Raw genomic sequence first — 12,812 nt, 5'->3', positions numbered from 1 at the left:
GGCACCACCACCACCCCCACCGCAGCCATGACCACCGCGATCACCCCTGAGGAGACCACCATGACCACCCGCCCCGTCGCGACCTATGACGAACGCCTGGCATCGATGAAGGCCAACCGTGCGAAGAACACCATGGAATCGGGCCTCTTCCACGCGAACATCAACGTGCTGAACAAGCAGACCCTGGTGGAGGCGATGGAGAAGCCGGAGGACCACCCGAACCTCACCGTGCGGGTCTCCGGCTATGCGGTCAACTTCGTCAAGCTCACCCGCGAGCAGCAGCTGGACGTGCTGGACCGCACCTTCCACCAGGGCGCCTGACGCCATGGAGCAGAGCGCCGACCTTCTTGCCACGCCCACCCGGAACCGGCGCAGCGGCGCGGGGATCGAGGGCATGGCCGAGGTCGAGCTCGAACGCTCCGAGCGGCTGGCCGCGGTCCGGGAGGGGAGCGTAGCCTCGCTCCACTCCTGGGAGCTGGTCACCGCGGTGGACGGTCCGGGCACCCGGCTGACCCTCTTCTTCGCCGGCTGCCCGCTGCGCTGCGTGTACTGCCACAACCCCGACACGATGGAGATGCGCCGCGGGCAGGATGTGGGGATCGAGGAGATCGTGCGCCGCGTCCGCCGCTACCGTCGCGTCTTCGCCGCCTCCGGGGGCGGGATCACCCTGTCCGGGGGAGAGGTGCTGATGCAACCCGCCTTCGCCGGGAAGGTGCTGCGCGCGGCAAAGGAGATGGGTGTCCACACCGCGATCGACACCTCCGGCTATCTGGGTGCGGTGGCGTCCGACGCCTTCCTCGAGGACGTCGACCTGGTGCTGCTGGACGTGAAGTCCGGCAGCGAGGAGTCCTACCAGGCGCTCACCGGCCGTGCCCTGCAGCCGACCATCGACTTCGGTGACCGGCTCGCACGCCGCGGCATCCCGATCTGGCTGCGCTTCGTGGTGGTGCCCAGCTGGACCGACGACGAGGAGAACGTCGAGCGGGTCGCGGACATCGTGGAGCGCTGGCAGGGCGTGATCGAGCGGGTCGAGGTGCTGCCCTTCCACAACATGGGCCAGGACAAGTGGGACACGCTCGGCATGGAGTATAAGCTGCGCGACGCCCTGCCACCCTCGAAGGAGGTCATGCAGCGGGTGCGGGACCAGTTCCGTGCCCGCGGCCTCACGGTGCACTGATCCCGGTGCGCTCTTGCCGGCGCGCTCTTGCCGGCGCACGGTCCGCACCGCACCTCATGCACGCGCCTCACACTCTGAGCAGCCGGCTCAGCGCCCGCTGACCAGCACCACCACGCGGTCCGTCGCACCGCCGTCGGCCTCGCCCCAGCCCGCTGCGTCGTCCCCGCGCAGCGAGCGGTCCCAGAGGCGTCCCCGGTAGGACACCTGGACCACACCGTCGTCCGCTGCGCGGGCGACGGCCCAGTTCGCGAGCGCCCAGCCGAGCGTCTCATCGCCGCCCGGGTCGATCACCAGCGCGGTCGCGCCGGCCTCGGCGGGCAGCTGCGGTGCGGTGCTCGCGGCAGAGTCGAGGCTCGAGGTGAGTCGCCCGGACCCGGTGGCGAGGGGGAACTGGCGCGCGAGCTCTGCGCGGACCTGCTCGGGGGAGACGGTGGAGCCGACGGAGTCGAGCGTGCACACCAGGTTCGCACCGCTCTGCCCCGTCAGCGCCGAGGCGTAGAGTCGCCCCTCGGTCTCGTGGTCGCGATAGGCCTCGGGATGGCCTGAGCGCTGGACCTCCTGGGCGACGTCGTTGATATCGGCGCTCTGGAAGTCCGGGATCGTCTCCAGCACGTCGTAGAACGCGTTGGTGGAGTAGATCGGGTCCATGATCTCCGCCTCGGTGCCCCAGCCCTGTGACGGCCGCTGCTGGAACAGTCCCAGCGAATCTCGGTCCCCGTAGTCGATGTTCTGCAGCTGCGACTCCTGATAGGCGGTCGCCAGGGCGATCGACGCCGCTCGCGGGGGCAGCTGCCGGTCCACGGCGGTCGCGCTGATCAGCGCGGCGTTGGCGACCCGGTCCGTGCTGTAGCGGTGACCGGTCCCGAGCCCGGTGGCCACGCAGGTGCCCTCATGGGCGGGGGAGCCGTAGCGCTGCAGCGCGACATAGCTGCCGCCTGCGATGCCCGCGAAGAGCAGCACCATCACCAGGGGAACCGCGAGCTGGCGGGCGAAGGACCGGCCGCCACCCTGTGCGCGCCGCCCGTCGCGGGATGTCATCCCGGGTGCTCCTGGTCCGTCGTCAGTTCGAGTGCAGGGCGGCGTTGAGCTCGACGGTCTGGCCCTTCCGGGCCACCGCCTGCACCGCGCCGGTCAGCGAGTTCCGCCGGAACAGCAGGTTCGGCACGCCGGAGAGTTCCCGGGCCTTGACCACGTGGGCTCCCTCGGACGCTCCGCCCCCCTCACCGACCAGCTCCACCTTGGTGCCGGCGGTGATGTACAGCCCCGCCTCGACCACGCAGTCATCGCCGATCGCGATGCCCACGCCGGCCTCGGCGCCCAGGAGCGAGCGCCGGCCGATGCTCACTCGTTCGGTGCCGCCGCCGGAGAGGGTGCCCATAGTGGAGGCTCCGCCGCCCACGTCGGAGCCGTCGCCCACGACGACGCCCTGGGAGATGCGGCCCTCGACCATCGAGGTGCCGAGCGTGCCGGCGTTGAAGTTCACGAAGCCCTCGTGCATCACGGTGGTGCCCTCGGCCAGGTGGGCACCCAGGCGCACCCGGTCCGCGTCGCCGATGCGCACGCCGGCGGGCAGGACGTAGTCGACCATGCGGGGGAACTTGTCGATGCTGAGCACGGTGGGGGTGCGGCCGGCGGAGATGAGGCGCAGGCGGGTCTCCTCGAAGCCGGTCACGGCGCAGGGTCCCTCGGAGGTCCACACCACGTTGGTGAGCTTCCCGAACAGCCCCTCGAGGTTCTGGGAGTTGGGCTGGGTCAGGCGGTGCGAGAGCAGGTGCAGGCGCAGGTAGGCATCTGCGGCATCCGCCGGTGCGGCTGCGAGCTCGATCACGCGCACCACGACCTCCTGGGTGGTGCCGCGCACGTCGTCGGCGCGCGCCGCAGCGCTCAGCTGGGCGTGCAGCGGGTGGCTCGCGGGCGTCCGGGGCGCCTCCCCGAGCTGGGGGGAGGGGTACCAGGCGTCGAGGGTGGAGCCATCGGCGGCGAGGGTGCTGAGACCGATCCCCCAGGCGTGGGTGGCGGGCGTTTCCGTCGTCGTCGTAGTCATGGAGCGATTCTAGAGTCGGGGGAGGGGGAGATCTGCGAAGGGTCGGCGTGCGGCCGCTCACCCACCATGGTGAAGAGCACCCGGACGTCCTGGGCGTCTCCTCCGGAGTCGGGGTCGCCGGGACGATCCGCACCGCTCTCGTCCCGGTTCAGCGCGTTGTACTTCAGGAGCTGCTCCTGGACCACGGCGAAGAGCTCGCGCGACTGCTCGCGCGAGAGTCGCATCGGTGAGGAGAACATGCTGGCGAGCGCCCGTTGCTCGGCCGGTTCGGGAAAGTTCGCGGTGCGCTGTGCGATCTCGGAGACCCAGGCGGAGCGGATCCATTCCAACGCCGCCAGGGTCGTGGCCCCGGACGCCTCGACGTAGTCGTGGTCCACCAGCGGAGCTGTGCTCGCGGAATTCTCCGCGGGGGCGTGCTGGAAGTTCGCCTGGGCGAGCTTCCACACCCGATCCCGCTTGTCCCGGGCAGCTTCCGGTGCCTCGGTGATCACTCCTCCCCGGGCGAGGATCCGCAGGTGGTAGCTCACGGAGTTCGCGGCGATCTCAAGATCGGCCGCGAGATCCGCGGCGCGTGCCGTCCCGCGGCGGCCCACCCGCTCGGCGAGCTGCATCCGCAGCGGATGCGCCATGGCGCGCAGCTGATCCCGAGTCGCGTAGTCGTTCCCGAGGCTGCTCGCGACGTCCTCGGTCCGGGGTGGATCGGCGGGGCTCATACCGCGATCCTACGGCCCGGGAGGAGTGACGCACGAGTAAGTGCGCACGAAGTGGTGCGCAAGAACTATTGCGGAAGTAATGTCCTGCTCATGGTTATCCGGCCCTGATCCGTCATCGAGGAGCCCGCCATGCTCACCGCCCTCCGACCCGTTCCCGCCGACAGCTCCGCGCAGTCCCCTGCCGCGACCCCCGCAGCGATGCGCGCCGCGACCCCTGCGCGAATGCTCGACGCGACCCCTGCCGAGATGCTCGATGCGCCGTCCGTCGCGACGAGCTCTGCCCGCCCGGCGTCCGGTCGCTCCGAGCCCCGCTCGGAACCCCGACTCGGAGGGAGGGCGCGCACATGGTGGAACCAGCGTCATCCGAGTGTCGACGCGGGCCGTGCAGGAGCCGTGGCCCGAGCTGCCCGCGAGGCGGAGCTGGCGGCGCACCTCCTCCGCGCCGGCCTCCATCACCTCCGCTGAGGCGCGCCTGGCTGCTCACAGCGCGGGCGGCTCCTCCACCTGCGGCGCAGGCCCGAGCCACTCCGCCGCCCGTTCCCGGCGCATCACCTTCAGCAGCCGACGATGGCGCAGATAGATCGCGAGCACCGCGGCCACCAAGGAGACCGCCCCGCCGCCGAGCAGCCAGGGTGCGTACTCGCCCATCCCCTGCTCGTCGCCGAGCATGAGGGTGATCAGCAGGATCGCCGCTCCTGCGACGATCGCGAGCACCCCGGCGCCGACCAGGAGAGCGGGTCCCAGGGCCTGCACGAGCGCGGGACCGGCCGACTCTCCCTGCAGCGGGCGGCGCAGCGGCAGCCCACGACCGAGCTGACCGGGCCGGGAGACCGCCCAGTCCAGCAGGATCCGATCGCGTCGCCAGGTCGCGACCTTCCCGATGATCGCAGCGAGCAGGGCGGCGACCACCAGGGTCGCCAGCAGTTGCGGGGCCAGCTCCGGGAGGCGATCTGCGAGCCGTGACCCCTCGGAGCGGATGCTCTGCACCACCGTGGCCACGAAGCATCCCAGCACCACCAGCAGCAGCGCGGCCTCCACCAGACGCAGCGGCAGCTGCCGGGCATCCTGCTCGGCCTGGCGCGCAGAGTCGAGCTCATCGGCGACGGGATCGGCGCCTTCCTCGAGCACGACCCGGCGCTCATCGGCCAGACGTTGGATGAACTCCTCGGGGTGATGGCCGGCGCGCAGGGACGGCGCGTAGTGCGCCCGCTGCGCTGCGCTGAGCCAGGCCGTCATCACCAGCGCATCGGCCGAGGCGCGCTCCTCGGGCAGCAGGTCGGCGTTGACGATCGCGCGGAGCCTCGCGGTCTGTCGCCCGCCGAACAGGCCCGTGGGAGTCACCGACTCGGAGCGCGGCAGGTGTCTCGGCGGCGGCGCGGGAGTCGACATGGCGCCATCGTCCCAGATCGGCGGACCCGCAGGGGCATCTCGACCGGATGTCGTCCGAAGGAGCGGCCTGACCGCGCCATACTGGAGCGATGACCGCAGCCACCGATCTCGTCCGCACCGTCGCCGTGATCGGGGCGGGTCCGCGGGGGACAGCGATCATCGAACGCCTGGTCGCGGCCTCCGCCGGCCCCGACTGGCACGGCACGCTCACGGTGCACCTGATCGACCCCCAGGTGGGGCGAGGCGGTGCGGTCTGGCGCCATGACCAGCCCGAGGTGCTGCTGATGAACACCACCACCTGCCAGACCACGATGTATCCCGATGAGTCCTGCCATGGAGTGCTGCCCGTCTCACGCACCGAGACCCTCGCCGACCACCTGGCCGGCGAGGGTCTGGCACCCACCGATTTCGCCTCCCGCGCGGCCCACGGCCGCTACCTCGCCCACGTGCTCGACTCCGCGAAGGCCGATGCCGATCCCGCCCGGCTGCGGATCGTCGAGCACACCGCCGAGGCGGTCGATGTGACCGGGGAGGCCGACGGGCCCCAGCGGGTGAGGTTGTCCGACGGGCGCGTGCTGCGCGCCGATGCGGTCGCCCTTGCGCTCGGGCACCTGCCCACCGCCCTCAGCCCCCGCTCGCAGCAGCTGGCCGACGCCGCCGAGCGCCACGGCCTGGTCCACCTCGGGCCCGCGAACCCGCTCGAGGTGGACTACGCCTCCCTGCTGGGACGGGAGACCGTCGCCGTCCAGGGCATGGGCCTGAACTTCTATGACGCGATCGGGATGCTCACCGCCGTCGCCGGCGGCCGTTTCGAGCCGGATCGCTCCGCGCCGTCGGGCCTGCGCTACGTCCCCGGCGGCGGCGAGCCGCGCCTGATCGTCGGCTCCCGCTCCGGCATGGTCTATCGGCCCAAGCCCGATCTCGGCGCGCAGATGCCCGAGCCCTATCTCCCCGAGGTGCTCACGGGGGAGCGGGTGCTCGAGCTCGCGGTGCGCCCGGCGGGCGTGGACCACGAGCGCGAGGTGATGCCGCTGATGTTCGCGGAGCTGCGCCGAGCATTGCGCCGAGGCGGCTTCCCCGAGCTCGCCCATGACGAGCTGCTGCTCCCGCTGCTGTTCCCCTTCGGCCGCCGCGGCGGGGAGAGCCCGCATCCTCCGCGCAGCACCCGGGAGGTGCTGGAGGAGGCGCTGCGGGCCGCGGCCGAGCCCGACCCCGCCTGGGTGCTGATCTACCGGGTGCTGATCGCCCTGCGGATCCAGGTCAACCGGCTCACCGACCTCGGCGCCTACACCACCGAGTCCGTGCGGCAGGACATCGACGGCCACCTGCGCAACGCCTTCGCCTCGTGGGCCTCGGGCCCGCCCGTGCTGCGGGCCCGGCAGGTGCTCGCCCTGGCAGAGGCGGGACTGCTGGAGTTCACGGGCCCGCGCATGCACCTGGACATCGACGACGAGGCGGGCCGCTTCGCCGTGCACGGCACCGAGGGCGAGGGGAAGGCCATCATGTGCGACGGGGTGCTCGAGGCGCACCTGCCGCCGGTGGACCTGCCTGCTTACCGCAGCGCCCTGCTGGGCGCCTGGCGCGAGCGCGGAGAGGCGCAGAAGGACTCCTGGGCCTCCCGCGGCACCCGGCGCCGGATGCTCACCGGCTCGATCGCCGTGGATGGCCTGTACGCGCCGATCGGGGTGGACGGCACCGTCTTCGAACGCCGGCTCCTGGTCGGAGTGCCCGTCAGCACGGCGCAGCCGGGATCGTCGATCTCCGCCGAGCCCGGCACCGGTGCCCAGCTGCTGCGCCACGCCGAGGCGATAGCGCTGCGGCTGGCTCGTGCCGGAGGAGCGCTCGCCGACGACGTGGCACGATGATCGCCATGGACAACCAGGCCGCACCTGCCCTCGACCCCCACGCCGACATCGCTGGTCTCACCGCAGCGATCGTCGACATCGAATCCGTCTCCGGACACGAGCGGGCGCTCGCGGATGCCGTCGAGCTGGCGCTGCGCGCCCACGCGCCCCACCTCGAGGTGCTGCGCGATGGCGACACGGTCATCGCCCGCACGCACCGGGGCCTTCCCCAGCGGGTGCTGCTGGCCGGCCACCTCGACACCGTGCCGCTCGCGGACAACCTGCCCTCGACCCGCCGGGTCCGTGAGGGACGCGAGGAGCTGGTGGGGCGTGGCACCTGCGACATGAAGGGCGGGGTGGCGGTGTTCCTCAAGCTCGCGGTCGAAGCCACCGCCGCCCCCGTGGATCTCACCTGGATCTTCTACGACCACGAAGAGGTCGCCGCAGCGGACAACGCCCTGACCCGGATCGCGGCTGAGCACCCCGACTATCTCGAGGCGGATTTCGCGATCCTCGGTGAACCGACCTCGGCCGGGGTCGAGGGCGGCTGCAAGGGCACGATGAAGCTCGAGGTCACCGCCCGTGGCATCGCCGCCCACTCCGCTCGCGACTGGGTGGGCGAGAACGCGATCCATCATCTCGCCCCCGTGCTCGAGCGCCTCGCCGCCTACGAGGCACGGCGAGCCGTGATCGATGGCCTCGAGTACCGCGAATGCCTCAATGCCGTCGCGATCAGCGGCGGGATCGCGGGCAACGTGATCCCCGATCGGGCGAGCGCCGTGCTGAACTACCGCTTCGCCCCGGACACCTCCGTGCGGCAGGCCGAGGCGCATGTGCGCGAGGCCCTCGAGGGCCTGGACCTGGAGATCACCGTGGTCGATGCTGCCGGGGGTGCGCTGCCCGGCCTGGACAACGATGCGGCCCGCGGCTTCCTCGCGGCTCTCGGCGAGGACGTGCCGCTGGCCGCGAAGCAGGGCTGGACCGACGTCGCCCGCTTCTCGGCGCTCGGCACCCCGGCGGTGAACTTCGGCCCCGGCGACCCCCTGCTCGCCCACACCGATGACGAGCACGTGCCGCTGCACGATCTCGAGGCGGCGCTGGTGGGGCTGCGTCGGTTCCTCGCCGTCTGAGCGTTACGCTCGCTCCATGACGCCTGAGGAACGAGAGCAGCACCGCAAGGGTCCCATCACATTGCGTGGCTCCCAACGACCTGACCGCACCACCGACCAGCGACTCCTGGAAGAGGGCGGCAACGGCCACTGGGTTCACTCCGACCCCTGGCGGGTCATGCGGATCCAGTCCGAGTTCGTCGAGGGCTTCGGGGCGCTCGCCGAGCTCGGCCCCGCCATCTCCATCTTCGGCTCCGCCCGGCTGGGCGAAAACGACCCCTACTACCGCAGCACCGTGGAGATCGCCAAGGGCATCGTCGAGCTGGGCTATGCGGTGATCACAGGCGGCGGCCCCGGGATCATGGAAGCGGGGAACCGGGGCGCGAAGGAGGCCGGCGGAGTCTCTGTGGGCCTGGGCATCGAGCTGCCCTTCGAGCAGGGCATGAACGGATATGTGGACCTCGGGGTCGACTTCCGGTACTTCTTCGCCCGCAAGACGATGTTCGTGAAGTACTCCAGCGGCTATGTGGTGATGCCGGGCGGCTTCGGGACGTTCGATGAGCTGTTCGAGGCTCTGTGCCTGATGCAGACCCACAAGATCGACCTGTTCCCGGTCGTCCTGGTGGGCCGCGCCTACTGGCAGGGCCTGCTGGACTGGCTGCGCACGGCCGTGGCGGAGGGCGGGATGATCAACGCCGTCGACATCGACCTGCTGCGCGTGGTGGACACTCCCGAGGAAGCACTCGAGGTGCTGCGCGAAGCTGTGGGGCAGGACCCCGTCACGTGATGAGCGACCTCGGCCGACGCACTGCGAGGAACGAGCGGGAGGTGAGCGGAGAATGACCGCAGCAAGCCCGATCGTGCTGCTCCTGCTGCTCATCGCAGTGCTGGTCGGAGCGCTCATGGTGGGGGTCGCCACGGGTCGGATCGGGGACGGTATCGACCTCCCTGCGAGGCCTCGGCGGACCCGGCGTGCGAAAAGGTCCCGAGACCTGAGATAATAGCCACCGTACGCGCATTGCCCGAGGCCCCGTCCGGGGGAGCCACGCAAGGGCAGTGACACACCAAGGAGGCACGCGATGGCTGCTATGAAGCCGCGCACCGGGGACGGTCCGCTCGAAGTCGTGGAAGAGGGACGCAGCATCATCATGCGAGTCCCGCTCGAGGGGGGCGGCCGGCTGGTCGTCGAGATCGCCGCGTCGGAAGCCGTGGAGCTGCGGGATGCCCTCGAGGGCGTCATCAAGTAGCACTCGCCATCCCAGACCGCAGCCCCGCACCCTTCGGTGCGGGGCTGTCGTCGTCACAGGCGGTGTTCGCCTGGCGGTGCTGGGCGCTCCGATGCTGGGCGCTCCGGTGCTGGCCGCTCGGTGCTGGGCGCGCGCGGCGGGTTCTCCTGTCGGGTCTCAGCCGCGCAGCACTGCGGCGAGCACGCCGTCGCCGCTGCCGGTGAGCACGGCCACCAGATCTTGGGAGTCCGTGACTGCCTTCAGCAGGGCACGCACCGCCTGGGTGGTAGCGTCCCGCGCCGCCGGATCGGCGACTCGATCGTGGTAGAGCGCGTGGGGGATCACCAGCACGCCGCCCGGGCGCAGCAGCCGGAGGGCGTGCTCGAGCAGGTCCAGCGCATGCGGGGCATGGGCGGGGAAGCTCACCAGGTCGTAGGCATGGTCGGTGAGACGGCCGACGACGTCACGGGGTCGGCCGGCGATGGTTCGCACCCGCGGGGAGCGGATCCCGGCCTCGGCGAAGGCCTCGCGCGCCGCGCGCTGGTTCTCGACCTCGGGGTCGATCGTGGTGAGGACGCCCTCGGGGTGCATTCCGGAGAGCAGGTAGAGGGAACCGACGCCGCTGCCGGTGCCGATCTCGACTGCGGAGCGTGCGTGCACCGCCGCGGCGAGCACCCGCATGAGCGACCCGGCGCCCGGGAGCACCGGGGTGGCCCCGAGCTCGGCACCGCGATCCCTGGCCCGGGCGAGGACGCCATCGTCGGAGAAGAGGGTCGCCTCATCGACGAACTCCTCCCCATGGGCCCAGCTGGCCACCTTTCCCGACGACATCTGTGCATCCTCTCCGTTCACGCATCTGATCTGGCCGATCCTACGACAGCCGCCGCTCCTGTGAGTCCGGCACGGCGCGCGATGCAATAATGTGAGGCATCAGCGGACCTCGAGACGTACAGGTGGACAATGGGCGGCACGGGCTTCTTCGGCCTCGGTGGGTGGGAGCTTGTCGTCCTGCTCGTCGTGTTCTTGGTGTTCGTCGGGCCGCAGCGACTTCCTGACGTGACCAGGCAGCTGATCCAGTGGGTGCGTCAGGCGCGCCGCTGGGTGGACGACTCCCGCTCCACCGTCGAGGACGAGATGGGCATCGCCATCGAGGACCTCCGGAAGTACGACCCCCGCCAGTACGATCCCCGCCGCATCATCCGCGAGGCCTGGGGCGACACCGACATCGAGGACCTGCTGCCCGGCAAGGAGGCGATGAGCATCGCCGCCGGAGGCGCCGCCGCGGGTGCCGCCAAGAAGGGCGCGAAGGCCGGCTCGAAGTCGGCGAAGGACAAGGCTCCGAAGCGGGCCCCCTTCGACGACGAAGCCACCTGAGCCGACGGCAGCAGCCACCTGAGCGGACTCGTCAGGTCCGAGGACCGGGCACCACCGTCAGGAGCGCGCGACCGTCAGCGGCAGCTTCATCCCACCCAGTCCGCGGGGCTTGCGCACGAGTGCTCGGGCCACGCCCTTGAGCGCCATCGCAGTGGGCGAGCCGGGGTCGGAGACCACCAGCGGCACACCCTGATCCGCACCCTCCCGCAGCGCCGGGTCCAGGGCGACCCGTCCCAGCACGGGCACGTCGTGACCCACGGCCCGGGCGAGGGTCGCGGCGACGCGATCGCCGCCGCCGGTGCCGAAGACATCCATCACCGAGCCATCGGGCAGGGTCAGCCCGGCCATGTTCTCGACCACTCCCGCGACCTCCTGCTCGGTCGAGGTCGACAGCGAGCCCACCCGCTCGGCCACCGTCGAGGCGGACTGCTGAGGCGTCGTCACCACGACCATCTGGGCGCTGGGCAGCAGCTGCGCCACGGAGATCGCCACGTCCCCGGTGCCGGGCGGCAGGTCCAGCAGCAGCACGTCGAGATCACCCCAGAAGACGTCCGAGGCGAACTGCTCGATGGCGCGGTGCATCTTCGGCCCGCGCCAGACGACCGCCTGCCCCTCGGGCACGAACATGCCGATGCTCATCACCGCCACCCCGTGCGCCTCCGGAGGCATCAGCAGATCGGAGACCTTGGTGGGCTGGTCGGTGATGCCGAACATGCCGGGCATCGAGAAGCCATGGATGTCAGCATCGATCACCCCCACACGGAGTCCGTCGGCCGCCATCGCCGCGGCGAGATTCGCCGTCACCGTGGACTTGCCCACCCCGCCCTTGCCGGAGGAGACCGCGAAGATCTTCGTCAACGAACCGGGCTGGTTGAAGGGTATCTGGCGGCGACCCTGGCGCAGCCGCTTGGTGAGCTCGGTGCGCTGCTCCTCGGTCATCGCGCTGGTCGAGACCTCGACCCGCGAGAGCCCGGGCACGGTCGCGGTCGCCTCCGCGGTCTCGCGCTCGATGCGATCCCGCATGGGGCAGCCCTCGATGGTGACCAGCACGTGGACCTTCGCGATGCCCTCGGCGTCGACCTCCACGGAGCCGACCATCCCGAGCTCGGTGATGGGACGGTGGATCTCGGGGTCGATCACCCCGCTGAGCGCCTCATGGATCTGTGTCACGCGCTCGTCCTCGCGCTCGTCCTCCGCGGTGTGCGGATCGGCATCCGGCGCGGGGTCGGTGCGCTCCGGGGCGGGCTGCTCGGAGGCGTTGACGGGCTCGGAGGCGTTGGCGGGCTCTGAGTCGTTGACGGGCCCGGAGGCGTTCACGGGCTCGGAGGCGTTCATCGGTGGTGCTGCTCCTTCGACGAGGTGGCGCCGTCGCCTGCGTCACGGCGGCCCAGCGCCGCCTCGACCTCCTCACGGAGGATCGCGCGCAGGGCGTCGGCGTCCGGGGCGGGCGCGGAAGGCGCCTCGAGGTCTTCGAGCAGATCGCGCAGCTCGCCGCGCACGAAGTCGCGGGTGGCGACGTCGTTCAGGGCCAGACGCAGCGAGGCGATCTCCCGGGTGATGAAGTCGGTGGTGGCGTGGTTGCGCTCATTGGACTGGCGATCCTGCTCCAGCTGCACCTTGTCGCGGTCGTCCTGACGGTTCTGCGCGAGCAGCAGCAGGGGCGCGGCGTAGGAGGCCTGGAGGGAGAGGATCAGCGTCAGCAGGGTGAAGTTCAGGGCGCGGGGATCGAACTGCGCCGATTCGGGCATCACCGAGTTCCAGGTCAGCCACACCGCACAGAAGATGGTCATCCCGACCAGGAAGGCCGGGGTGCCCATCATCCGGGCGAAGCCCTCCGCGCCGCGACCGAAGGCGTCCCCGCGGAAAGGGTTGCCCAGCAGCGGCCGACGCCGCGGCGCCGGATCGTCGAGCGGGGCGGGGTTGCGCTCTGCCATGC

Annotated in this window: 15 protein-coding genes; 8 read left to right on the top strand and 7 right to left on the bottom strand. The window is 71.2% G+C overall.

Translation table 11 applies throughout. The features are described from left to right. The first annotated feature begins 60 nt into the window (after positions 1–60). The gene (gene grcA2 / locus Q0937_RS03370) at positions 61–321 is read left to right on the top strand and encodes an autonomous glycyl radical cofactor GrcA2 (protein ID WP_363323203.1); all 261 of its coding nucleotides are present in this window, start codon (positions 61–63) and stop codon (positions 319–321) included. A 4-nt stretch (positions 322–325) separates the two neighbouring features. Next, positions 326–1,177, top strand: coding sequence for a pyruvate formate-lyase-activating protein (gene pflA, locus Q0937_RS03365; RefSeq protein ID WP_299299760.1), 852 nt, complete (start codon positions 326–328; stop codon positions 1,175–1,177). A gap of 87 nt (positions 1,178–1,264) precedes the next feature. Here the strand turns inward: pflA and Q0937_RS03360 are convergent, their stop codons facing one another. The 3 genes from Q0937_RS03360 to Q0937_RS03350 are packed head-to-tail and all read right to left on the bottom strand — an operon-like array spanning position 1,265 to position 3,934. After that, complete coding sequence (locus tag Q0937_RS03360) at positions 1,265–2,215, bottom strand: hypothetical protein (RefSeq protein ID WP_299299758.1); 951 nt, start codon at positions 2,213–2,215, stop codon at positions 1,265–1,267. A 22-nt stretch (positions 2,216–2,237) separates the two neighbouring features. Beyond that, the gene (gene dapD / locus Q0937_RS03355) at positions 2,238–3,221 is read right to left on the bottom strand and encodes a 2,3,4,5-tetrahydropyridine-2,6-dicarboxylate N-succinyltransferase (RefSeq protein WP_299299756.1); all 984 of its coding nucleotides are present in this window, start codon (positions 3,219–3,221) and stop codon (positions 2,238–2,240) included. Then, entirely contained in the window at positions 3,218–3,934 is a 717-nt protein-coding gene (locus Q0937_RS03350; protein WP_299299754.1) for a helix-turn-helix domain-containing protein, read from the bottom strand. The genes dapD and Q0937_RS03350 overlap by 4 nt, the downstream gene beginning before the upstream one ends. 129 nt (positions 3,935–4,063) lie before the next feature. Between Q0937_RS03350 and Q0937_RS03345 the strand changes: the two genes are divergently transcribed. Beyond that, positions 4,064–4,399: a hypothetical protein gene (locus Q0937_RS03345; protein WP_299299752.1), complete on the top strand. Its 336-nt coding sequence runs from the start codon at positions 4,064–4,066 to the stop codon at positions 4,397–4,399. 15 nt (positions 4,400–4,414) lie between these two features. On the opposite strand, the gene Q0937_RS03340 is transcribed toward Q0937_RS03345, so the two are convergent. Continuing rightward, positions 4,415–5,323: a hypothetical protein gene (locus Q0937_RS03340; protein WP_299299750.1), complete on the bottom strand. Its 909-nt coding sequence runs from the start codon at positions 5,321–5,323 to the stop codon at positions 4,415–4,417. Positions 5,324–5,412: 89 nt separating this feature from the next. Between Q0937_RS03340 and Q0937_RS03335 the strand changes: the two genes are divergently transcribed. From Q0937_RS03335 to Q0937_RS03320, 4 genes are all read left to right on the top strand, one after another. Continuing rightward, positions 5,413–7,188 carry an FAD/NAD(P)-binding protein gene (locus Q0937_RS03335; protein WP_299299748.1) on the top strand — a complete coding sequence of 592 codons (1,776 nt, stop codon included), beginning with the start codon at positions 5,413–5,415 and terminating at the stop codon, positions 7,186–7,188. A 5-nt stretch (positions 7,189–7,193) separates the two neighbouring features. Next, the gene (gene dapE / locus Q0937_RS03330) at positions 7,194–8,297 is read left to right on the top strand and encodes a succinyl-diaminopimelate desuccinylase (RefSeq protein WP_299299746.1); all 1,104 of its coding nucleotides are present in this window, start codon (positions 7,194–7,196) and stop codon (positions 8,295–8,297) included. A gap of 16 nt (positions 8,298–8,313) precedes the next feature. Continuing rightward, positions 8,314–9,063: a TIGR00730 family Rossman fold protein gene (locus tag Q0937_RS03325; RefSeq protein ID WP_299299744.1), complete on the top strand. Its 750-nt coding sequence runs from the start codon at positions 8,314–8,316 to the stop codon at positions 9,061–9,063. Positions 9,064–9,355: 292 nt separating this feature from the next. Continuing rightward, a complete protein-coding gene (locus Q0937_RS03320; protein ID WP_010551467.1) occupies positions 9,356–9,523 on the top strand; it encodes a DUF3117 domain-containing protein in 168 nt (55 codons plus the stop codon). 156 nt (positions 9,524–9,679) lie between these two features. Here Q0937_RS03320 and Q0937_RS03315 read toward each other — a convergent pair whose 3' ends face one another. Beyond that, on the bottom strand, positions 9,680–10,333 hold the full coding sequence (locus tag Q0937_RS03315) for an O-methyltransferase (protein WP_299299735.1): 654 nt from the start codon (positions 10,331–10,333) through the stop codon (positions 9,680–9,682). A 129-nt stretch (positions 10,334–10,462) separates the two neighbouring features. Here Q0937_RS03315 and Q0937_RS03310 point away from each other — a divergent pair, with 129 nt between their 5' ends. Beyond that, positions 10,463–10,876, top strand: coding sequence for a twin-arginine translocase TatA/TatE family subunit (locus tag Q0937_RS03310; RefSeq protein ID WP_299299733.1), 414 nt, complete (start codon positions 10,463–10,465; stop codon positions 10,874–10,876). A gap of 57 nt (positions 10,877–10,933) precedes the next feature. Here the strand turns inward: Q0937_RS03310 and Q0937_RS03305 are convergent, their stop codons facing one another. Beyond that, a complete protein-coding gene (locus Q0937_RS03305; protein ID WP_299299731.1) occupies positions 10,934–12,211 on the bottom strand; it encodes a P-loop NTPase in 1,278 nt (425 codons plus the stop codon). After that, on the bottom strand, positions 12,208–12,810 hold the full coding sequence (locus tag Q0937_RS03300; protein ID WP_299299729.1) for a DUF1003 domain-containing protein: 603 nt from the start codon (positions 12,808–12,810) through the stop codon (positions 12,208–12,210). Before Q0937_RS03300 ends, Q0937_RS03305 begins: the two co-directional genes overlap by 4 nt. Positions 12,811–12,812 lie beyond the last annotated feature (2 nt).

This window comes from uncultured Brachybacterium sp., from assembly GCF_947500705.1.
Classification (GTDB): Bacteria; Actinomycetota; Actinomycetes; order Actinomycetales; family Dermabacteraceae; genus Brachybacterium.
Note: the sequence above shows the minus strand (reverse complement) of the source record. Positions and strands in the feature narration are given on the sequence as shown.